General features: G+C 41.6%; 15 protein-coding genes and 1 tRNA gene. 2 read left to right on the forward strand and 14 right to left on the reverse strand.

Going from position 1 to position 23,337, the window contains the following annotated elements; genetic code table 11:
• Positions 1 to 64 precede the first annotated feature (64 nt).
• Positions 65 to 457, forward strand: a complete 393-nt coding sequence (locus LH29_RS19165; RefSeq protein WP_052671094.1) for a hypothetical protein — start codon at positions 65 to 67, stop codon at positions 455 to 457.
• A 112-nt stretch (positions 458 to 569) separates the two neighbouring features.
• Here the strand turns inward: LH29_RS19165 and LH29_RS19170 are convergent, their stop codons facing one another.
• The 10 genes from LH29_RS19170 to LH29_RS19215 all read right to left on the reverse strand — a co-directional run bounded on the left by LH29_RS19170 (position 570) and on the right by LH29_RS19215 (position 18,051).
• Positions 570 to 2,102 (reverse strand): alpha-N-arabinofuranosidase, encoded by a 1,533-nt coding sequence (locus LH29_RS19170; RefSeq protein WP_082063847.1) that lies wholly within the window; start codon positions 2,100 to 2,102, stop codon positions 570 to 572.
• Between the two features lie 24 nt (positions 2,103 to 2,126).
• Positions 2,127 to 3,728: an arabinan endo-1,5-alpha-L-arabinosidase gene (locus tag LH29_RS19175; RefSeq protein WP_045032892.1), complete on the reverse strand. Its 1,602-nt coding sequence runs from the start codon at positions 3,726 to 3,728 to the stop codon at positions 2,127 to 2,129.
• A 170-nt stretch (positions 3,729 to 3,898) separates the two neighbouring features.
• Positions 3,899 to 4,876: an arabinan endo-1,5-alpha-L-arabinosidase gene (locus LH29_RS19180; protein WP_045032893.1), complete on the reverse strand. Its 978-nt coding sequence runs from the start codon at positions 4,874 to 4,876 to the stop codon at positions 3,899 to 3,901.
• 13 nt (positions 4,877 to 4,889) lie between these two features.
• A complete protein-coding gene (locus LH29_RS19185; protein ID WP_082063849.1) occupies positions 4,890 to 5,885 on the reverse strand; it encodes a glycoside hydrolase family 43 protein in 996 nt (331 codons plus the stop codon).
• A gap of 68 nt (positions 5,886 to 5,953) precedes the next feature.
• The gene (locus LH29_RS19190; protein WP_045032894.1) at positions 5,954 to 7,495 is read right to left on the reverse strand and encodes a RagB/SusD family nutrient uptake outer membrane protein; all 1,542 of its coding nucleotides are present in this window, start codon (positions 7,493 to 7,495) and stop codon (positions 5,954 to 5,956) included.
• A 21-nt stretch (positions 7,496 to 7,516) separates the two neighbouring features.
• Positions 7,517 to 10,606, reverse strand: coding sequence for a SusC/RagA family TonB-linked outer membrane protein (locus tag LH29_RS19195; protein WP_082063851.1), 3,090 nt, complete (start codon positions 10,604 to 10,606; stop codon positions 7,517 to 7,519).
• 151 nt (positions 10,607 to 10,757) lie between these two features.
• The gene (locus LH29_RS19200) at positions 10,758 to 15,017 is read right to left on the reverse strand and encodes a hybrid sensor histidine kinase/response regulator transcription factor (protein WP_052671096.1); all 4,260 of its coding nucleotides are present in this window, start codon (positions 15,015 to 15,017) and stop codon (positions 10,758 to 10,760) included.
• 243 nt (positions 15,018 to 15,260) lie between these two features.
• On the reverse strand, positions 15,261 to 16,262 hold the full coding sequence (locus LH29_RS19205; RefSeq protein WP_045032896.1) for a family 43 glycosylhydrolase: 1,002 nt from the start codon (positions 16,260 to 16,262) through the stop codon (positions 15,261 to 15,263).
• Between the two features lies 1 nt (position 16,263).
• Positions 16,264 to 17,604, reverse strand: coding sequence for an MFS transporter (locus LH29_RS19210; protein ID WP_045032897.1), 1,341 nt, complete (start codon positions 17,602 to 17,604; stop codon positions 16,264 to 16,266).
• Between the two features lie 373 nt (positions 17,605 to 17,977).
• Positions 17,978 to 18,051: transfer RNA gene (locus LH29_RS19215), tRNA-Pro, on the reverse strand.
• A gap of 119 nt (positions 18,052 to 18,170) precedes the next feature.
• On the opposite strand from LH29_RS19215, the gene tsaA reads away from it, so the two are divergent.
• The gene (gene tsaA / locus LH29_RS19220; protein WP_045032898.1) at positions 18,171 to 18,665 is read left to right on the forward strand and encodes a tRNA (N6-threonylcarbamoyladenosine(37)-N6)-methyltransferase TrmO; all 495 of its coding nucleotides are present in this window, start codon (positions 18,171 to 18,173) and stop codon (positions 18,663 to 18,665) included.
• Between the two features lie 5 nt (positions 18,666 to 18,670).
• On the opposite strand, the gene LH29_RS19225 is transcribed toward tsaA, so the two are convergent.
• The 4 genes from LH29_RS19225 to LH29_RS19240 form a co-directional block, all read right to left on the reverse strand.
• Complete coding sequence (locus LH29_RS19225) at positions 18,671 to 21,049, reverse strand: penicillin-binding protein 1A (protein WP_052671097.1); 2,379 nt, start codon at positions 21,047 to 21,049, stop codon at positions 18,671 to 18,673.
• 93 nt (positions 21,050 to 21,142) lie between these two features.
• Entirely contained in the window at positions 21,143 to 21,622 is a 480-nt protein-coding gene (locus LH29_RS19230; protein WP_045032900.1) for a DUF456 domain-containing protein, read from the reverse strand.
• A 74-nt stretch (positions 21,623 to 21,696) separates the two neighbouring features.
• Complete coding sequence (locus tag LH29_RS24075) at positions 21,697 to 22,515, reverse strand: CPBP family intramembrane glutamic endopeptidase (protein ID WP_052671098.1); 819 nt, start codon at positions 22,513 to 22,515, stop codon at positions 21,697 to 21,699.
• A gap of 54 nt (positions 22,516 to 22,569) precedes the next feature.
• Positions 22,570 to 23,091 carry a GtrA family protein gene (locus tag LH29_RS19240; RefSeq protein WP_045032901.1) on the reverse strand — a complete coding sequence of 174 codons (522 nt, stop codon included), beginning with the start codon at positions 23,089 to 23,091 and terminating at the stop codon, positions 22,570 to 22,572.
• Between the last annotated feature and the right edge of the window lie 246 nt (positions 23,092 to 23,337).

The following is a 23,337-nucleotide window of genomic DNA, read 5'->3' on the forward strand; positions in this document are numbered from 1 at the left end:
ACTGTTAAACTAAACATATCTCGTCTAGTCTAATCTCTTGATTTTTCACTTAAAAACAAGTCTCATGAGAAAATTAGCATTTTTATTGGTAGTTGTTCTGGTAGGAACAACAATGGCTATGGCCCAAAACAGGGGAGGACAACGTCAGTTTAACCCCGAGGAAATGGCGAAAAGGCAAACAGCGCAATTTAAAACGGATCTGGAATTGAATGATACGCAGGCTGAAAAAATGGAAAAAGTTCTGTTAAAATCATACAAAGACATGTCGACTTTACGCCAGGAAATGAACGGCGAAGAAGACCGAAGCAAAATGGGTGAAAAGATGCGCGAATGGAGAGAAAATCAGCAGAAAGAAATGAAGAAGATCCTGACGGAAGAACAATTTGCCAAATATGAAAAATTAATGGAAGAAAGAAGAGCCAACCGTAGAGGTGGACCTGGTGGGGGAAGACAATAATGCTGAAAAGTAGGAGAGTGGCCGATCCGAAAGAACAATAAATACAACTACATGGGCATAAAAAAAAGGAAGCAACATGGCTTCCTTTTCTATTTTATAAAACGATAATCGCTTATTGTAATTGTACTAAAACAACTGATTTTGATGGTAGCTCAACGGTTAGTTTACCGTTTTTTGGTTTGGCTACATCAAAGTCTTTTAAGCTTACCGTTTCCTGCCTGCCAAAATCGTTATAGTTATTCATCTTGTCAGAAGTGATAATTTGTCCGTTTGCTGATGAGAAATCATCTCCGGTCACTTCAATCTCGATCGATTCGCTTTCATTCGGGTTCAGGTTACAAAGGGTAATAGATACCACTCCGTCTTTTGTTGAAGCCGAAGCATGTACATTCGGTACTGATTTTCCGTCAGCTTCATATTTTCCTGTTTTCAGGTTTGCCGGAAGAAGCATTGCATCCTGGTGAACGCTGTACATTTTAAATACGTAATAAGTTGGTGTTAACACCATTTCGTTTTCTTTCGTAAGAATAACGGATTGCAAAACGTTAACAGTTTGTGCAATGTTACTCATTTTAACACGGTCGGCGTGGTTGTTAAATATATTCAGGTTGATACCTGCTACCAACGCATCGCGCAAGGTATTTTGCTGGTACAGGAATCCCGGATTTGTACCTTCTTCCACATTAAACCAGTTCCCCCACTCGTCAACGATTAAACCTACACGTTTGTTAGGGTCGTATTTGTCCATAATTGTTGAATGACGGTTAACAAGCGTTTCCATATTCAGCGTGTTGTTCAGAACCGAAATCCACTCTTTTTCGCCAAAATCGGTGGCATGTCCTTTATCTTCCCACGCAGTTGTAAAGGTGTAAGCATGCAACGAAACTCCCTGAACCAGGTGAGGATGACGCATGGTTTTTTGCATTAAAACTTCCATCCAATTGTAGTCGGCAACGTTCGGACCACCGGCAATTTTATATTCGGCACCGCCGCAGTAGCTGGCAAAACGATTGTAAAGATCAGAATAATATTCCGGGGTCATGTTTCCACCGCATCCCCAGTTTTCGTTACCAATTCCCCAGTATTTTACATCCCATGGCTCTTCACGACCGTTCTTTTTACGCAGGTCGGTCATTGGGCTAACGTTCGAAGAAGTAACGTATTCAACCCACTCCGAAGCTTCCCGTACGGTTCCCGATCCAACATTTATATTAATGTATGGTTCAGCACCAATTATATCACAAAAATCGAGGAATTCGTGTGTTCCAAAGCTGTTGTCTTCGGTAACTCCGCCCCAGTGAATATTTACCATTGAGGGGCGTTCGTCTTTCGGGCCAATTCCGTCTTTCCAGTGGTAGGTATCACCAAAACATCCTCCTGGCCAGCGCAATACCGGAATATCCATTTCCTGAAGTGCAACAATTACATCATCGCGGAAACCGCGGGTATTCGAGATATAGGAATTTTCTCCAACATAAATACCACCGTAAATACAGCGGCCAAGGTGCTCGGCAAAGTGTCCGTAAATTTCTTTGTTAATTTTTGTCTCTGCCTGATCGGTATGCAGCGTAAGTGTACTTTGAGCAAAAGACACCGAAACTGCAAACAGAAGTATAGCAGCTAATGTGATTCTTAATTTTAACATGATTCAGTTATTTTATATTTGTTTCTAATAGATTTTTTTACCCCACATAGCTTGGCCCTGAGCGTTTAACCCGGAAAGTACTATGGTAGCTTTTCTGGGCGAACTTTCCCAATTGTAACCATCGCGAACTATAAATTCCAGGTTGCCAATTGTTAAGATTCCTGTGCTGGCATTTAACGACCACTGACCCGACATAGTCCCACCTACTGAGCCATCGGAGTTCAGCTTAAAAGTTGTTGATGTTTGCTGGGTTTGGTATTCGTATTTCATGTTGATCAACTCGTAGGTTCCCCAAATGGCATCATCGGTAAGGGCCAGTTGCGGAACAGCGGCATAGCGTTCGGGCATTACCACCGGCCAACCATCTTCTGTCCATTCAATGGCACGAACCTGCCCCATCATTACTGCATTTGAAGCATTAATTCCGGGGACACCTTCCGGTAAACGGCCTTGCGACGAGAAGTACCATTGATCGGTTTCTGCATCCTGAAAAATACAACAGTGTGAAATTCCTACCCAGCCATTGCTGCCCGAAAATTTATACGGATGTGTGAGCATTGGCCAGCATTCATCTCCATCGGTAATGTTTCCGCCATTTATTCCGTAGTACGGTCCTGTAATATTCTCTGATCGGGCCACGCGTGTATTGTAGGCAACGGAAAGTTCATCGTAGGCCAGGAATAAGTAATAATATCCCGTTTCTTCGTTGTATATAATTTCCGGTGCCTCCAATGCCTGCCAGCGGTTTGTCGACACATCTCCACGACCTGCAATTCGAACACCATAATCTTCCAGTGTTTCAAGTTGATATGGTTTTCCGGTTTCCGGATCGAGTTGCACAGCAGCAATACCTGAGTGCCATGAACCGTAAATCAGCCAGTGTTCGCCTTCGGGCGTAACAATAAAACTGGGATCGATGGCATTAAACTGAAAATAGCCACTCCAATCGTTGCTACTGCTTCGAGTATACGTTTCCAAACCATCGGGCTCTGAACAAATAACCATGCCTTTGTCTTCCCAAACGTTTGATGCCAGATCGTCTGATTCGGCCAAACCAATAAAGGCACGTTCGGTCCAGGACGTTTCGGTTGAACTGCCCACAATCGGATTAGTTACCACTATGCTGTAATAAAAACGGTATTTATTTCCCACTTTGCGGATGCACGGTGCCCAAAATCCATAATCAGGATTTTCAATTGGAGGCAACGATGGTATCATTTGTGCCCGCTTATTGTTTAACGAATCTTTAACCCAGGCCGGAACGGTTTCAAAGGCCATTCCCATAAATTCCCAGTTTACCAGATCTTTCGAGCGGCGATACGGAAAATGTCCGTGCCCATCGTGTGCATTACCATATGAGGCATCGGTTTGATACATATAATAGTAATCGCCACTTTTTGTTATTGTGGGGTCGTGTACGTTTGCAAGATTCCATTGATCACGTGCCGCCCAGCTTGCAACTGAGGTGTAATTATCGGAGTATGTTGGCCCGACAAAATCCTCATTTCGTGGTGGTGATACTTTTTCCTCCGGCTCTGGTTCCGGCTCCGGATCAATTGCTGAGCCCGAATTGCAGGAAGTTGCGAACATGATAATTGAAAACAGGTATAGAATATATTTTTTCATGAATTGATTCTGTGCAATTTTACTTTACTATTTTGTCCGTCAATAACTCAAATGATTGAGAAGAAAGCATAGTTAAATTGTTCTGCTTTTTTCTATTCTACATCACTTCAACAGGCTTGTTTGGGTAAATCCAGTTTGTGGTTTTGAGTGGCTCTTTATCCAGCAGAACGTTATTTCGTTTGATCAACAACAGGCCAGTCGTTTTTATCCCAGCTAATTTCCTTGATAATCAGTTTTTGTCTTGCATTATCGTGCCTGTCGTAGCCATGGCAAACCAAATAATCTTTACCATCGAAAGTATAAGCGGCATTGTGCCCGATTGCATACCAGTCATCGTTGCCTTTTAAAACCAGTGAACCTCCTCCCTCAAGCATCGATTTTCCTTCTTTGTCGATGTACGGCCCTTCAATATTTTTCGCGCGCCCAACCATAATTTTATAGGTGCTTTCTGCTCCGCGACAACAATAATCAAAAGATACAAAAAGATAATAATACCCATTCTTTTTGAAGATAAAGGGTGCTTCAATGGCACCATCGCCAGCCTCGCTTTCATCAATTTCAATGCTTCTTGGTCGTTTTGCAATGGTGTGCCATTCCTCGGGCTGCGCAATGGTTTTCAGATCGTCGTTTAATTTTACAAGTTTCAAACCTCCCCAGAACGAACCAAACGACATCCATGGTTGCCCGTCGTCATCGAAAGCAATGGCTGGGTCGATGGCATTCCAGTCATCTCTTCCGGGTACTGACTGAACCACATTGCCATGGTCGACCCACTTATAATCCGGATCTTCCGGATCGAGGGTACGATTGGTAGCAACGCCAATGCACGAAGTATTTTTACCAAAAGCTGAAACTGAATAGTATAAATAATACTGATTATTGTGGAATATAATGTCGGGTGCCCACATGTGGCCTGCAAAATCATCCAGTGTTTCCGTAACCCATTGTGGAGTTTCCTGAAAAACACGGCCGTCTCTGGTCCAGTTTTTCATATCCGGCGACGACCAAATAGTTATTCCCAATCCTGTACTAAACAGATAATAGTTATCGTTATGTTGCGTAATAACAGGGTCGTGTACAAAGATTTGGGAAAATACCTTTCCTGAAAAAAGGATCAGGGCAATGAGTATGATTAATTTTTGTTTCATTTTGATGTCATATTTATTGAATTCCTTCTGAAGTCATGATCACCCGCTTCATGGTTCCATCTTCGTTGTAATAAAGCCGGTCGATACATACCGATCGGCGAAAGCTTCCACCGTGAGGTTGAATACCGCCGGTGTGATAAAAGAAGTACCAGTTACCCTTGTATTCGATAATGGCCTGGTGATTGGTGTTTGAATTACCGGCCAGCTCGTTTAAAATTCCCTTGTATTCCCATGGTCCGGTAATCGAACGACTCATGGCGTAAGCTGTTTTTTCAGGAAACTGATAGGCGTATGACAGGTAATACCAGTCGCCACGTTTATGAATCCACGGGGCTTCGGTAAAATTAGGCAGATCAACGGTGTGTATTTCACCATCCAGTTCGATCATATTATCTTTTAGTTTTGCCCAGTAACAAGCTGTATTTCCCCAATAAAGGTAGGCCTGACCATCATCGTCGATGTAAACTGTCGGATCAATATCGTCCCAGCTAATTTTTGTATGTTCCGTGGTCATATCGTTTGTTATTAGTGCTTTTTCCAAAGCATCTTTAAACGGACCGACAGGGCTGTCGGAAACAGCAACACCAATTGCTTTTCCATGAATACTTCCATGTTCAACGGTTACGTACCAATAAAACTTACCATCCTTTTCAATTACCTGAGCAGCCCATGCGCTGTGTGCCGCCCACTCAAAATCGGCAGGTTTTAACGGCACCTGATGTTCTTTCCAGGTCACCAAATCGGTTGATGAGTACACCAGCCACTCGTTCATCTCGTAAAAGTTCTTTTCAATCGGAGCCTGATCATGTCCCGCATACAAATAAACGGTATCGTTATAAACCAGAGCCGCCGGATCTGCTGTGTATTTATCGGTAATAATGGGGTTGTTAATTTGCATTGGAGTGCTATCCTTTGCAGTTGTTTTAAGCTCTGTTTTAACTTTTGTTGTACAGCCAAAATTAAGCGCAAATAGCAAAACGAATGTTGATGTAATGATCGATCGTCGCATGTTATTGATGAAAGAAAGAAAAGGCAGGCTATAACAGAGACCTGCCTTTTCTGTATTAATCTATATTCTTAAATTCCCCAACCCGGGTTTTGTGTATAATTTGGATTTTTGTCGCGTTCAGCCGGTGGAATAGGAAAGTATTCGCGACCTTCGATAAATCCTGAAAATTCTGAATCGTGGTCTTTTAATTCCTGAAGTCTGTCTGCATTGTATAACCAACCCCAGCGAACAATGTCTTCGAAACGAATTCCTTCGAAAGCAAATTCCAGCACTTTATCATGTGAAAGCTGATTGTAGAATTCTTCGCGCCCCATGCTTGCAATATCAGCAGAAATATCGGCTAAATCCGATCTGTCGCGTACCATCTGGATGTATTGTCCGGCTACTCCGGCATTTCCAAGTTCGTACTGACATTCTGCATACATCATCAATACTTCTGCATAACGCATTACTCGTTCGTTGATATCCGAACGCCAGTCGAATTCATTAGCTACTTCCGTAGAAAAGGCGTTTGTATATTTTCGAATATAAACATCGTCCCATCTCGACGCATCGAAAGCTTCTCTGAATGGAGTTCCGTACATCGTACATGCTGTTGTATCGTAGCTCATGCTAATAGTGGCACGTGGGTCAACTTCACCATCAACTGTTTTTTCAGCCATATATTCATCAAAAATCCATCGTGTTGCTGCAGCATCGCCAAAACCATAGCCTGTTGGAGCAAAAGTAATAGCGTGAGCCGATGTTTTCGACCAGTCGGCAGCAGGCTGGCTTACCCATCCTAATACTGTTCCACCTACATTTCGGTCGAGCTGAATTTCGAAGATCGACTCGGAATTGTTCTCGTTAGATGTGGTAAAGTTATCAGCATAATTAGGAACCAGGTTGTATACGCCAAGATCGATAACCTGTTTTAAATAATTCGATGCATTTTCGTAATCGTGGTTCATTAAATATGATTTGCCAACAAATGCAAGTGCGGCACCTTTTGTTGCGCGCCCCAAATCAGTCTCAGGATAAGTTGTTGGCAATAAATCGGCTGCGGCTTTAAAATCATCTATAACAGCTGCCCAGGCAACTTCAGGACTTACCTGTTCCGGATACAAGTCTTCTTCGCTTTGGTATGTGTTCATAACCAAAGGAATATTTCTGAAAAATGAAACCAGGTAATAGTTTGACAAACCTCTTAAAAATAAAGCTTCGCCTTTGTATTGATCGTAAGTAGCCTGGTTGGCAAACTCAACATTATCGATGTTTTCAAGAACCTGGTTGGCACGGTTAATTACACCATAGAATGCGGTCCATGGCCACTGCGCCATAATTGGGTCTTCATCCAGGTTAAATTTACCTGTTAAACTTAATACGCGCCATGGGCTGAAACTCTGAATATCATCGCCTTTCAGGCTTAAAGCAAAAGGTACAAAACGCAGCCAGGTGCCATCATAAAGTAATCCCATATAGGTGGCACTAACGCCGGCTTTTACATCAGCTTCCGATTGCCAGAAGGTTTCGGTAGTTTGCAGATTCGGGTTGCTTAACTCCAACCACTCTTCGTTACATGATGCCATGAACAAGGTTAAGAAGGCAAGAAAAATATATTTTAATTTCATGATAATACTTTTTAGTTATTATTAAAATCCAACTTTTACACCGAACAAAATTGTTCGTGGAGTAGGTAATCCACCTGAGAAATCGGTAAATGCTTTGTTTGCCGCCGCACCATTGTCGGTTCCGCGACTAAATAACCCGTCGTTATTAAATTCAGGATCGTAGCCCGAGTATTTGGTAATGGTAATGGCGTTTTGAACCGAACCATACAAACGAACTGATGACAGGTTTAAGAAATCGAGTGCTGATGCGGGTAAGGTGTATCCTAACTCGATGTTCGAGAATCGCAGGTAGTCGCCATCTTCCAACCAGAAATCTGACGCTCTTGTGTTACGGTTTGGATCATCTCGGATTATCCGTGGTCTTCCTGTATCGGTATTACCAGGTCTCCATCTGTCCATCAGGTCAGTGCTCATGTTTTCTAAACCGGCACCGGCACGAAGACCATTTCCAATGGCATTAACAACTTTGTTTCCGGCAGCACCTTGAGCAGAAACAGTAAAGTCGAAGTTTTTGTATTCAGCGTTGAAGTTAAAACCATAATAAAAATTTGGTAGTGCGCTTCCAATGTGTGTACGGTCGTCTTCCGTAATTTCATTGTCGTTGTTAAGATCTTTGAACATGAAGTCACCGGCATCGGTTAGATTTTCCTGGTAAAGACCGTCAGGAGCGTTGGCATCCAGTGCTTCAACTTCTGCTTTACTTTGGAATACTTTTTCTACCACGTAACCATACAGTTCACCTACCTCGGTACCAACATCGGTACGGCTCCAGTTTCCGTCAATTGGGTTAATTCCTTCACCCAGGCTCAACACCTCGTTTTTAAGGGTAGAGAAGTTAGCATTTACGCTGTATTTAAATTCTCCTTCAGCCTTACGATAAGTGGCATTAAATTCAAATCCCTGGTTTTTAACCGATAGTGCGTTTCTTACAGGTGATTCCCAATCGTACCACCCCAGGTGAGTTGGAGTAGGAATAGTTCCTAACAGGTCATCAACTCTTTTTATATAATATTCTGTTGTAAACAGGATCCTGTTTTCAAGAAGTCCGAAATCCAGACCAATGTTGGTGGTTTTCGATTGCTCCCATTTAATGTCGGTTGAAGCAGGAATAAACTGAGCTGCACCGGCAACGGCGTTACCATTTAATACATAACTTGCGTATGGGTTAATGTAGCCCTGGTAGCGGTAATCTCCAATGTTTTGATTACCCAGCACACCGTAACTTGCACGAACTTTTAACTGGCTGATAAATTCGCTTGAAGCTAAAAAGTCTTCCTGATGAGCTTTCCATGCTACTGCTACAGATGGGAAGTTACCCCACTTGTTTTGCGGACTGAATCGCGACGATCCATCGCGACGTATTGTTGCTGTCAGCAAATACTTGTCATCGTATCCAAGAATTACTCTACCGAAATAAGAAGCCAAACGTGACTGGAATTCATCGCCACTGCTTGTTCTGTCTTCTCCGTTACTGAGTTGTTTAAAATAAGGTTCTGAGAAACCTTCTGCATGGCCGAATGATCGTGACATGAATGTGTTAAGAGCACTTTGTCCAACCAAAGCATTCACTGTTAATTTATCGATTGTTGTATTGTACGACAAAGTATTTTCGATGGTACCTGTGTAGCCATAGCCGCGGTTATCATCCATTTTTGCAATGGTGTTTGAAAAACCGGCAAACCAACCCAGGTCGTAAAGTGGTTCAAAGTGGTAATCGCGCCAGTCGGTGCGCTCGTAACTTAAACTAAGCTTGTATTTTAATCCTTTAATGATTTCATACTCACCATAAACGTTTCCAATCAAACGATATCTTTTAGTATTACTCTCAATCAGATTATTCATTCCTATAACATTGGCAGAATAGGCTCCGTGCAAGTCGGCACTTGCCGAAGAGTAACCATTCATTTTAGTTTCGTCGTAAACCGGAAGTGTAGGAATAGCCGAAGCGGTGTAACCTAACATGGTTCCATCGTGCAGAAATGACATCAAATCACTATTAGCATAAGTGTAGTGTATCGATTCGCCTACTTTTAGTTTACCCAGTTTATGATCGGAGTTAACCATTATACCATATCGGGTGTAGTTGGGGCCGTTACCCTGAACCGTACCGGTTTGGTCAAAATAGTTGAGACTCATACTGAAATTCGATATCTCATTTCCTCCGCTAACCGAAATGGTTTGGTTATTAATATGGCCTGTTTTAAACAATTCATCCTGCCAGTTGGTGTTTACATTATCAACGTAATAAGGGCTTGATGGATCGTTCGCTGGGAAAATGTACAGCTCGCTGTATTCAGGATATGCTTTTGCATTGTTGGTTGACTCGTTAACCAGCGTTTGATACTGTTCGCGGTCGAGCACATCCATACGTTCTGTAATTTCCTGAAAACCGTAATACCCACTGTACGAAACGTTCATTTCGCCTTTTGTTCCGCGTTTTGTAGTAATGATAATTACACCGTTTGCCGCACGCGAACCATAAATCGCAGCTGCCGATGCATCTTTTAATACCTGAATCGATTCGATGTTTTCGGTTGGGATATCATTTGCCGGAGCAAAAACACCATCGATAACATAAAGCGGATCGTTATTGGTAAACGAAGTGATACCACGAATTTTTACTTTCGGAGCGGCTCCCGGGTCGCCCGAGCTTTGGATGGATACACCGGCCACTTTACCTTGTAAAGCTTTACTTACATCGTTTGTAGCGGTTTTGGCCATTTCATCGGTTTCAACAACAGAAATAGAACCTGTTAAATCCGATTTTTTCTGGGTACCATACCCAATGGCTACCACTTCTTCAATTCCAAATACATCTTGTTGCAGTTGTACTTCAATACTTGACTTTCCTTCAAGCTGAACCTCCTGAGCAACAAAACCAATAAATGAAAACTGAAGTGTTGCGTTTTCGTTTGAAACAGAAATATTAAAATTACCGTCGACATCAGTAATCGTTCCGTTTGTAGTCCCTTTTTCAACTACGTTAACTCCGGGAAGAGTGGTGTTGCTCCCAGCGTCGAACACAACACCGGTTACTGCGTGTTGTGCGAAACTTATTCCTGAAGTGAATAGGAATAAACACACTAATAGATAAGTTAAGTTTCTCTTCATAATTAATTAAATTGGTTTACACTTTAAATTCTGAGTGTAAAATTACGGTGGGAGGGTATCCAATATGGTGGACAATTTAATATTGATAGTGGACGATTGAGGAAATCTCGCTTATAGGGGATTAATAAGCTGATAACCAGCAAGTAAATTATTATTTAGAAAACTCACTCGGGCTCGATCCGTAGAATTTTTTGAAAATACGACTGAAGTATTTTGGGTCGTTAAAACCGGTTTTAAAAGCAATTTCGGATATGGACTGATCGGTGGTTTTTATCATCTCAACCGCCTTTTTCAATTTGTATGAATTGATGAAATCGGTAATGTTGAGATCGGTTAATGCCTTAATTTTTTTGTACAACAAACTTCGGCTTACAAACATTTCACGGGCAAATTGTTCCACCGAAAAGTTTGATTCGCTGTAATTTTTTTCCAGTACCTGGTAAGCTTTCGTAATAAACTCCTCGTCTAATTTGTTTGATGACAATTTTTCGGGAGCCACCTGTTCAGGGCTGCTGAATATGCTTTTTATTTTTCGGCGCGATTCAATGATGTTACGCATTTTTATTTGCAGAATCTGCAGGTTGAAAGGTTTCGGAATGTAGTCGTCGGCACCGGTTTCCAGTCCTTCAATCCAGCTTTCTACCATATTTTTTGCGGTAAGCAGAATAATGGGGATATGGCTGGTTTGGATGTTCTTTTTCAGGCGGCTGCACAGTTCAATTCCGTCCATAACAGGCATCATCACATCGCTGATAATCAATTCGGGCGAATATTTCCTGGCCATTTCCAGACCGATTTTTCCGTTTTCGGCACCCAATACCCGGTAATCCGATCGGAGTGTTTGTAACAGGAAGCTACGCAAATCGAAATTGTCCTCCACAATTAAAATGGTAGGTTTTGTTTTGTTTCCGGATGTTACTTCATCCAGTTCGTAGTTGGTGTTACGCGCCACAATATGCTCGGTAAGTACATTTACCCGGCCTTCAAGATTGATTTCGGTGGGCACATTGGTTTCGTTAATGGCCTCCGAATCAAAACGGTCTTTCGAATACGGCAAACACACCGTAAAGGTGCTGCCTTTTTTAGGTTCACTTTCCACTTTAATTTCGCCGCTTAAGGCCTGAACAATCTCGTAAGTAAGTGCCAAACCAATCCCAGAACTGGTAAAATCGGTTTGTTTTCCCGATTCTGTATCTTTATAAAAGCGGTTAAAAATGTGGGGCATATGTTCTTTGGAAATTCCGCGTCCGGTATCAATAACACTGATTGCCACAAACGGAGTTGGAATACAATCTTCCCGTTCTTTGGTAATTTTCTCAACTTTTAAAGTGATTGCCCCTGAGGCCGGAGTGTTTTTAAAGGCATTGGAAAGCAGGTTGTAAAATACGTTTTCCACTTTCTCTGCATCAAACCATGTTTCTTCGTTTATTTCGGTTTCAATAAAGCGGTAGTTAATTTTCTGGTGCTCGGCCAGGTCTTTAAACGACTCGAAAATACCATATAAAAATCCTTGCAGGTCGCCTTTGCTAACGTATAGTTGTAGTTTTCCGGTTTCAATACGGCGGAAATACAGCAACTGGTTAATAAGGTGCAGCAAACGTTGTGCGTTGCGGTTAATAATATTTAGCGTATTCTGAGTGTTAACGTCGGCTTTCATATTTTTCATTAACTGCTCCAAGGGGTCGATAATAAGCGTTAAGGGTGTGCGGAATTCGTGCGAAATATTGGTAAAAAACCGTAGGCGCAACTGATTAACCAGCTTAACCTTTTCGTTCAGTTCAATTACTTCGTCGCGCTGTTTGGCAATTTGTTGGTTTTGTTTTTCAAGTTCTTCTTTTTGCTCCTCAATTTTAAAAGTACGCTCTCGAACCTGCTTTTCCAGCTTTCGTTTTTGTTCTTTCAGGAATTGCGTACGGTAGCGAATGTAAACTAAAACCATTGCAATGATAAACAGCACCGCCAGTATTTGAAACCAGGCTGTTTCCCAAAACGGAGGAACAATGGTTATGGTAAGTGCGGTGTAGTTTTCCGACCAGATACCATCGCTGTTGGCAGCTTTTACCTTAAAAACATACTGTCCTCCTGAAAGGTTTGTGTAGTTGGCAAAACGGCGGTTCGATGAAACTTCAACCCAGTTTTGATCCACCCCTTCCATTTGATAGGCGTATTTTATTTTTCCCGGCTGAAAATAATCGAGTGCTGAAAACTCGATGGAGAAAACAGCATCTTTATAGGAGAGCGAAATTTCCTTTGTTTCGCTTATTGGTGCGTTCAGAATTACTTTTGAATGGTATTTTTCGCCAATAATCACCGGATCGCTAAATACCGAGAATTGCGTAAATACCGGCTGCGGAATATTTGGATACGATTCGAAATCGGCCGGGTTAAAATAGTTCAGGCCCTCTACACCGCCAAAATATAAATTTCCCCGGTCGTCGGAGCAGGAGGCCGACCAATAAAACTGATCGCTCAACAATCCATCACTTGAGTAGTAGTTCTGGAACGTTTCGCTAATCGGATCAAACTTCGATAATCCGTTATCGGTAGATATCCACAGATTTCCATCAGCGTCTTCTTCAATTCCATAGGCAACATTATTGCATAATCCGTTCTGTTGGTTGTAATTAATAAAGCTGCCGCCATTTCCGTTTTCAATGTATTTGCAAATGCCGTTTCCGTAGGTGCCAATCCAAATGGTTCCGTCGTGTGCTTCACAAAAAGAGATAACATAATTGCCGGCTAGCGATTCTGGATCAGCCGGATCGGTTAAATATTTCTCGAAATCGAATTGTTCGGTATTTTCGTCAAGAGCAAGTAGTTCTGATCGTTTGAAACGGTACAGACCATTTTCGGTACCCACCCAGACTCTGCTTTTGCTGTCGGTTAAAATACAACCAACTTCGAGCGCCTGATCGATGTTCATTTTTTCGTGAACATGCAGGAAAATATTTTCCCCGGGATTATAAATATCAAGTCCTCCTCGCGTACCTATTAAAATGTGTTTATTGTCGAGGTATTCGAGACTGGAAATAAAGCTGCTGCACAGACTTCTGTTGTCACCGGGTATGTTTATCAGAATTTCAAAACGATTTTGTTTTTCGGAGAGCAATTTGTTTAAACCGCCACCCCAGGTTCCCACCAACAGATGGTTTTGGCTATCGCGGATAAATGAGGTTACAAAGTCGCTGTTTATACTTTGGGGATTTTCGTCTGAATGTTGGAAATGGATTGTATTTAGGCCGTTGTCGCTAATGCGGGTTACTCCGCCACCGGCTGTTCCTACCCATAAAACATCGTCTTCAGCAAAGATGGAGTTGATGGTATTGTGGCTTATTGAATTAGGATCGGAAGCTTCGTGGGTAAGCGCATTAAATGGCTTTTGATAGGAGTTATAATGATTTATTCCTCCTTTTTCGGTACCAATCCAAATGTTACCCACCTTATCTGCATACAACGAATTTACAAATGGGCTGCTAAGTTTCGAATCGTTGGAAAGGTGCGAAAAAGTTTGGTTGTTTTGGTCGAAATAATTCAGTCCGCCAAGCGTGCCAATTATAACTGTCCCGTTCTGGTCTTCAATAATGTCGCGAATTGTCAGGTGGTCAAGGTCTTCTTCGCTTGTATTTGTTGCGCCAAAAAACTGAATACTTTTTGAACTGCTTTCGAAATAGTATAAGCCCACTTCAGATGTGCCAATCCACAGATTGCTTCTTGAATCCTGAAAAACAGACTGTATACTAATGGTTCCTATTTCGTCGATCAATGACGAATAGTTGTCAACGATTTTCTCTGTGTCCAACGAAAGCACTGCCAAGCCATTGTCGGTGCCAACAAACAGCCTTTTTTCGGGGCTGATAAAAATATGGTTTATATTTTCTGCCGGAAGCAAATCGCTAAAAGGTTTGCGGCATAATAATGTGTCCTCGTCGCTTTTTGTGATTTTCCACAATCCATTATCTTCAGTTCCAACCCAAATTGCACCTGTATCGTCTTTAGCGATTGTTGTAACTGAAGAGTTCAGTACTTCACTGCTCAACTCATTAACAGGTAAAAACCGAAACAACTGATAGTCGAAAAACGACAGGCCTTTATCGGTTCCAACCCAAAGGTTGCCGTCATCATCTTCACATAAAGCCTGGATCATATTGCCTTTCAACCATTCATGTTGTTGCTCATGAAAAGTTTTAAATGTGTAGCCATCGAAACGGCACAGGCCGTTCCATGTTCCAAACCACATAAACCCTTTGCTGTCCTTTGTAATAAAATCAACGGTATTTTGGGGAAGTCCGTCGTTTGTGGTAAGCACATTTAGCCTGATTTGCTCGATCGATTTTGCAAATACGGCATCTGTTGTAATACCACAAATGATGATAAGGAAAGTTACAAAGAATTTACCCGACAGTTTTACCATAAATATGCCCAGTTTAAAACCTGGTCGTAAAAATACCTATTCTGACAAGATTGACCAACAAGTAAGTATTTAATTCGGTTTTGATACGCGCTTTGCTGTTTTGGGAATCAAATCGTGTTTTCTTGTTGCGACACTATTCGGGCATGTAGGATAAAAACATGGAGCAAAATAAAAAGTGGGGAACTGTATTGTTTCATACTGCCCCCCACTTTGTTTTGCCTTTACGGCTTATAATCGTTTCAACTAAAACTCGAATATAGGTTTACCGTCAACATCAAATTTTACTTCGATCACCCGTGCATGGCGGTTTGGATCGTACAACGGATCCTCAATAATTTCTTCCAGCGGCCGCTTATCACTGGCAGTAACAACTGCAGGATCGCCAACAGCTTTCTCATAATCACGGGCATGATAGATACAAAGTGGCGTTACATCATCTTCAGCCACGGTAAAACAGTTGTGTCCCGGTCCATATATTTTCTTTTCGTAATCGGTTTCCAGAATGGGATATCTCGATTTCTTCCACGAATTACGGTCGAGCAGATCTGCATTTTCATCGGCTTCCATCATTCCCATGCAATAACAGGCGCCGGTGGCACTTGCCGAAAACGTAATATAGATTTTACCTTTATTTTTGATGACTGCCGGTCCTTCATTCACCCAAAAATCTACTCTTTCCCAATCGTAATCGGGCGTTGTGAGCATAAACTGTACGGTTTTCAGTTTAATGGGCGATTCCATTTCTGCTAAATATAAATTAGAAGCAGCAAATTGTCCACCGGTTTTTTCGGCCCAGCAAAAATAGCGTTTGCCCTTATTTTCGAATACTGTTCCGTCCAGTGAAAAGTCGATAAACGATTTCTCATCACCATCGGCGGCTTGCATCATTCCCAGCTCAATCCATTCATCTTTTAATGGATCCTGCCCGGTACACTCCAATACGTAGGGGCGTAACTTCCAAATGTCTTCTTCTTCGCTGGCGGCAAAATAAACATACCATTTACCATCAAGGTAATGAATCTCAGGAGCCCAGATATGGCGGCTCATTGGGCCGGTTTCGTGCTTAAACCACACATCAAAAGTTTGGGCATTTTTTAAGTCTTCAATAGTTTTTGCTTTCCGAAGTTCGATGCGGTCGTAAGTAGGCACCGAACCGGTGAAATAGTAATATCCATCAGTATGTTTATACACAAAAGGATCGGCGCGCTGCTCAACAAATGGCGCATTTTTATCAGTAGTATCCATCTTAAATATGAATTTTTGCTTTTATGGTTTCGTAATATTTGTCGGTGATTTTGTAGCGGTAAATCAACATTCCGTTGATCACATGAAAAACACCCGGAATTAAAGTTAGCATAATGGCCAGTCCGGTAAGTGCTGTTTTTGTTTGAATGGCATCGGGAATATATCCAAACGCATCAAGCAACAGGCCAACTACGGCTCCGGCAATTCCCATTCCTGCTTTTTGTGCAAAAGAAATACCTCCAAATGCCAGTCCTGACACACGTTTTCCGCTTTCTGCATGTCCGTGGTCAACTGCTTCGGCAATGGCCGACCAAAATACCGGTGCGTGCACATCAACCACCAGCGAGAGGATAAAATATAGCACGTAGGCCAAAAGTATACTGTCGGGTTGTGGTTTAACCAATACAAACATCAGAACACTTAATACACCCACGCCAAACTGAGACATCCAGAACAGCTTTACTTTACAAAAACGCTTGGTGATAAGCGTTGACAAAGGCATAGCCAAAATGGCCGCTGCCACACCGGTTCCCATAAAAGTGGATTGCATTCCGGCATCGCCACCCAGGTAATATTTTGCATAAAAAATAGCCACCGAACTACGGATTACATAACCGGTAGTTCCCGACAGGCACGATCCCCACAAAATAAGCCATTGTTTATTTTTGATCAGCAATTTAAATTGCTCGAGTAAGGGCTTTTTATCCACAACGTGTTCAATACGCTCTTTGGTGGTAAAGTAGCTGAACAAAAACAACAAAGTTCCCATAAGCGCCATTAGCCCCATAGCCAGCTGGTAGCCTCTTCCCATATCATCGCGTCCTAACTTTTCGGCCAGAATAGGAACCACAATCGACACCATAAAAGCAGCAACCTTAGCAAAGAAAAGGCGGTAGCCGTTTGCCGACAGGCGCTCCTGCGGATCGTTGGTTAAAACCCCAATTAGCGAAATATATGGAATGGTAACCGATGTGAACATCAGTGTTACAAAAATATAGGTAATGTAAGCGTATATCAGTTTTCCGGCATAATCGAAACCCGGCGTGGTGAAGGTCAGAAAAACCGAGATTCCGAAAGGAACCGACAGAAACAAAAAGTAAGGACGAAACCGGCCTCCTTTAAATTTATACTTGTCTGTTATTAATCCCATCAACGGGTCGCTGACAGCATCGATAAGCCGAACCAGTAAAAACATAAGGGCTACATCTTTGGGTTTAAGGCCAAAAATATCGGTGTAAAAATAAGTGATGATAAGGAACATGGAAGATATAACCACGTTAACGGCAGCATCTCCCGATCCGTAGCCAATTTTTTCCAGTAAGCTTAGTTTTTGATTCTTCATTGATTTATTTCTGATTGTTAGATTAAATTTAATAATACCGACGTCTGGCAGCCATAAAAACTTACGGTCAAAGATTGAAAACAAAAAAGAAAATAGGGTGGAGTATTGGGTAAAACAGGTGGACTATAAAGCACATGAACATGAAAAACAAGTGCTTTGTGCCCGAATCTTGATTAATTTTTACTGAAGTTGAGGAACTTAGCTGAAAATGGCAGGGTATATGTTTAGAAAGCGAAAGTGGGAGGGATACTCAACCTAAAACCTTTCTCTCACTTCGTTCGAAGCGTTTTCTTTTTAGAGTTTCACTTCGATTGTCATCCAGTTTTATTCCAAAAATAAAACCCTCCCGCAAGAGCGGAAAGGTTTCATGCTGTCGGGATGACAGGATTTGAACCTGCGACCCCGTCGTCCCGAACGACGTACGCTACCGGACTGCGCTACATCCCGAATAAGGCTGCTAATTTAAGTAAAAATTAAAAAATATTTTAGCACACGAATAAGAAAAAATTAGTTTCAATAATGTCTGTATTATTTACTATTTTGATCATCAGTTCAAAAGGCAGATTATGAAAGAATTAGAAAAAGTCGAATTGAGTATAATAGGTACGATTTCTACACCACATAAAACCATTGCAAACATTCCAATCCAGTCGGTAGGTGCAAAAGAGTACACCGGCATCATTGAGCTGGAACCTCAATTAACAGCTGCACTGGAAGGACTTGAGGGATTTTCGGATTTAATTTTGCTCTATCACCTTCACCGCATCGATGGATATAAATTAAAAGTACAACCTTTTATGGACGACAAAGAGCACGGTGTTTTTGCCACACGATCACCCAAACGCCCGTCGCCAATTGGATTGTCAACCGTTGAGTTACTTAAAATTGAAGGGAATAAAATATGGTTTAAAGGTGCTGATATGTTGGACGGAACGCCACTAATTGATATTAAACCTTTTTTCAGGCAAGTGGATAACAGGCCCGATGCGATTAGTGGTTGGCTGGATTCGAAAGACGATGATTTACCCGCCAAACACCGTTCCGATGATCGTTTTGTTTAATTTCTCTACTTGTCTTTTTTACTAAAAATACCTTTGATCTTTTTCCAGAGCTGACCTTTTTCTTTCTCTTCCGCTTTAACGTCTGGTCTGTCTTTCAGGTTTTCGTTTTCTTTCTTCCCAAAAATACCGGCAAAATCGAAGCCGTGTTTTTCAATGTCCAGTACTTCTTTGTATTCCGGTTCATTTAACATAGCCAGTAATTCCGGTTCAGGATCGGGGAAAGTGCTGTATTGCAGGTGTTCAAATTTTTTGTCGTGGTAAGTTTTATAAAAGAACTTTCCAACAATTGGCAAAGCCATGTATGCACCCTGCCCATAGGTTGTTGTACGGAAATGTACACGCGGATCGTCGGCGCCTACCCAGCAACCGGTTACCAGCTCGGGTGTAAGACCGATAAACCAGCCATCCGAGTTATTTTGTGTGGTACCGGTTTTCCCGGCAAAATCGCCCGGAATTTTATAAACGGTACGGATTCCTCGTCCGGTTCCGCCGTCAACAACTGCTTCCATCATATTTATTACCGCCCTGCAATTTTCGGGTGAAACCACCGGCTCGTAAGGCAAATCATAATTAAATGTTTCAAGAACTTTTCCGTTCTTATCGGCAATTTGCAACAGGTAATTTGCTTTTACAGGTTTTCCATCGTTTACAATGCCGGCAAAAGCTTCCACCATTTCTTTTAGTGAAACAGAAGCTACTCCAAGTGCCAGAGAAGGATAATCGGGGAGATCGGCCGAAATGCCAAGATCCCGCGCAATATCAATGGTTTCATCAATTCCGGCTTCCAATAATACATCAACCGAAACGGTGTTTAACGATTTTGCCAAAGCTCCTTTCATGGAGTAATAGCCGCCATATTCGTTGTGCGAATTTCGGGGTGCCCAGTCCTTATATTCCTCGTAAACCTTGTACTGATTTACAAAATAGGTATCTGCCGAAATATCTTCTTCCAGCGCTGCCAGGTACACAAACGGTTTAAATGTTGATCCGGTTTGTCGCGGAGCAGTAACATGGTCGTATTTAAAAAAACGGTAATCAATTCCGCCAACCCAGGCTTTTAAGTGCGAAGTGTGCGGATCGATAGCAATAAATCCGGCATTTAGCATTTTCAGGTAGTGTTTTAATGAATCGAGGCGCGAAACCTCCATATTTTCAACACCATCCCAGGTAAATAACGAGGCATGCGTTTTTGCCGAATATTTTTTCAACTCATCAGCGTAGCTGTCTCCGCTGGTATTCAGGTTCTGAATAGCACTTTTTAATACCTCCGGTTTCTCTCTGAAAATATCTCTCGATTTCCAGTGGTTGTCGAATACCGTTTGCAGGTTTTTCATGTACTCTTTAACCGACTGCTGTGCGTAACGCTGAAGATTATAATCAATACTTGTGGTAATCTTCAAACCATCGGTGTAAAGGTTGTATGGCTGGCCGTTTTCATTTACATTGTCTTCGCACCATTCCAGTAATTCGGGTTTTAAACGCTCCAGAAAATACGGAGCAGGTCCCTGATTATATGAAATCAGTCGGTAATGCATTCCAAGTGGCTTTTCTTTGTATTTGGCAGCATCGGCAGCATTCAGGTAATTATTCTTTACCATCAGGTCGATCACCACATTGCGGCGGCCTAAGGCACGCTCGGGATGAGTTCGCGGATTGTAATAGTTATTGGCTTTTAACATCCCCACTAAAACTGCCGCTTCATGCACATCCAGACTTTTGGGCGATTTAGAGAAAAAACGCTCAGCAGCTACCTCAATTCCAAAAGTGTTTTCGGCAAACGGAACCGTGTTAAGGTATAAAGCCAGAATTTCCTGTTTATTATAAATACGCTCTAAACGATAGGCAATAATTGCTTCGCGCAGTTTATTTACCGGCATCGACAATGGCCCGTAATCAACCCGTGGAAACAGGTTCTTGGCAATTTGCTGACTGATGGTACTTCCACCGCCGGCAGCATCGTTACGTAAAATAATCGATTTAAAAAGCACCCGTGCAAGGGCAATTTCGTCAATACCGCGATGCTCGTAAAAACGCGAATCTTCAGTGGCAACAAGGGCATTTATTACATTCGGTGAAATTTCGTCGAATGAGACATAACTTCGATTCTCGACGTAATACCGGCCAAGTATTTTTCCGTCAACAGAATATACTTCCGAAGCCAGCGGGTTATTGATCTGATGTAACTGCGTCTTTGAAGGAACCGGGCCCAATACGCCCAGGAAAACGAGGATAAAGAACAAACATCCGAGTAAGAATAATACTACTCCGGCTTTAAAAATAAAGCTGAGTAGCGGATATTTTTTACCTGTTTTCTTCGATTTCCCTTTTTTTCTGTTCACCGGCTTTTTGGTCCGGGAAGTTGTATTTGTTGTCTTTTTTGCCACGCGACAAAAGTATTATTTTAAACAATGTTCTTGTTTATCAAACTAAAATGAATTGAAAATATTATAAACGGGGCTTTGTTTATATTCTAATTGTTAAACAATCATTTCTTTTACGAAATACCAGGTCATCATTCCCGATGCGATAAGCTTTAGCAATGTCCCTGCCAAAAATCCCATAAACGATCCAAAACCCGATTTTAAGGCTGCTCCCGAGTCTTTCCCTACGGTAAGTTCTCCAATTACAGCACCAACAAACGGGCCTATTATTATGCCAAAAGGAGGGAAGAAGAACATTCCTATTACCAGGCCGATAATGCTGCCCCAAACGCCACGTTTACTTCCTCCGAATTTTTTGGTTCCCCATGCAGGAATCAGGTAATCGAGTGCATACACTACCACTGTAATTATAGCCCATATAATCAGAAACTTTGAAGAGAACTGATAACGTTCGGTGAAATGAAGCAACAAAAGACCAATATAACTTAATGGAGGCCCGGGAATAATTGGCAAAACGCAACCTAAAACTCCGCTGATAATAAAAACTGCTCCTAAAACGATTAATAGAATGTCCATATTTTTAAATTAATTACGGGCGTAAAAATAGTGTTTCCTCTTTATCGGGTTGAAAATTTTCGGTGAACAAGCGCTTATCGTCGGCGTTTGCCAAACCACGGAATACTTGTGAAATACATAAGCACAACAGAAAGGGCCATAACAAGTGCACTTAGAAGCAACAGGTTATTTCGCTCTAAAAGATAGATGGAATGTTCGCGAATTTGTTGCCAGTAGGTTACGGTTAGCAACACCATCGCATTATTTATGGAGTGACCGATAATAGCTACAAAAATATTATTGGTGCGCAACATTAACCAGCCAAGCAGTAACCCCAGCAGAAACGTAGCCGGCATTTGCCATGGATTTAAATGAAAAAGGGAAAACAAAAGTGCCGACATAAATACGGCAACAAAACCATTGTAATTCTTCCGGAAACCATTAAATATCAGGCCTCTGAAAATCAGTTCCTCAATAACAGGAGCAACAACAGCCACCTTCAGGAAAGCGCCCATAACACCATAGTCGCCTTCAAAAATACGATCGAAAAGTTCCCAAAACCAGGGTGGGGCAGGTAACAGCTTTTCACCCCATATGTTAACATCTTCAAGAATATTATGCGCACCCCAAAGAAATGTTACGATTGGAATAAACACCAAAGGATTAAAAAGTTTAATGGGGAAGATTTCCAAAACCGGAGCTTTTGCTTTTCGGATGCCATAAAGAAGGATAAACACTACAGAACCTACGCCAAGTGCAATTTTTTTGACGGGATTATAAAGGTATTCGGTGCCTTTGTAATAATCGATTACGGCCAACGGAAAATCAACAACGGTTTGAATAAAAATGTAAAGAATTACAAGGTGAATGCCCTGTAAAATGGTTGGATAATATTTAATACGGTACTCTTCCATACGGCTAATAAATATAGTACAATCCGCAAAACAAATGTTAACCAGAGTGATTTTTTACGAACGATTTCGGGCAGCAAGTAGTTTTTTGCCGGTTTTGAACGTAAAATAACGCTGAGCCACATAGCTGTAAACAATTACCAGAATGGTAGTTAACAGTTTCGATAGCGTGGCATACATGCCGCAATATTCAACAAAGAATTTCAGAAAAATATAGTTAAGCAGAATCGATCCGCCTACGGTAAGCAAATACCTGAACAGTTGAATGCGCCCTTTTAATTCCGACGCAGTAAAGGTTACATATTTCGCTAAAAAGAAGCCTGTTGTAAAGGTTATCGGAAAAACAATTAGAAAAGCGGCAATGTGCGGACTAATTGCAATAAAACCCAAATCAACGATTTGCATTTTGATTACATAACGGTAGAAGATAAAATACAAACTAATGTCGAGCAGCGTGTTAACTCCACCTGTGGCAGCATAGCGAAAGATTTCGCGCGGAAGAAATTGCAGGAACGGGAAATAAAACCAATCAACAAAGTTGATGATCATTTCACCTATTTTCTCCAGAATGTTACGCATGCTTTATTTTAAGATTTGAGCTGTAAAGAAACAAAAAATACTTTGATACCGGCAAACTACAAATCAGAATACAAAAAACAGGGGGTAAAGTCTGTGGTAAAATTTGGTACAAAACGACTGAAATATTTAAGAATGATGATTAACGATTTTTGATTGCAGATGTGTTTATTATTGGCTGTACACAGCTTCTTCATACAGTTTAACTTACGCTCAATTTAACAGTTTATCAATTTAACAGTTTATCAA

This window comes from Draconibacterium sediminis (assembly GCF_000949475.1).
Classification (GTDB): Bacteria; Bacteroidota; Bacteroidia; order Bacteroidales; family Prolixibacteraceae; genus Draconibacterium; species Draconibacterium sediminis.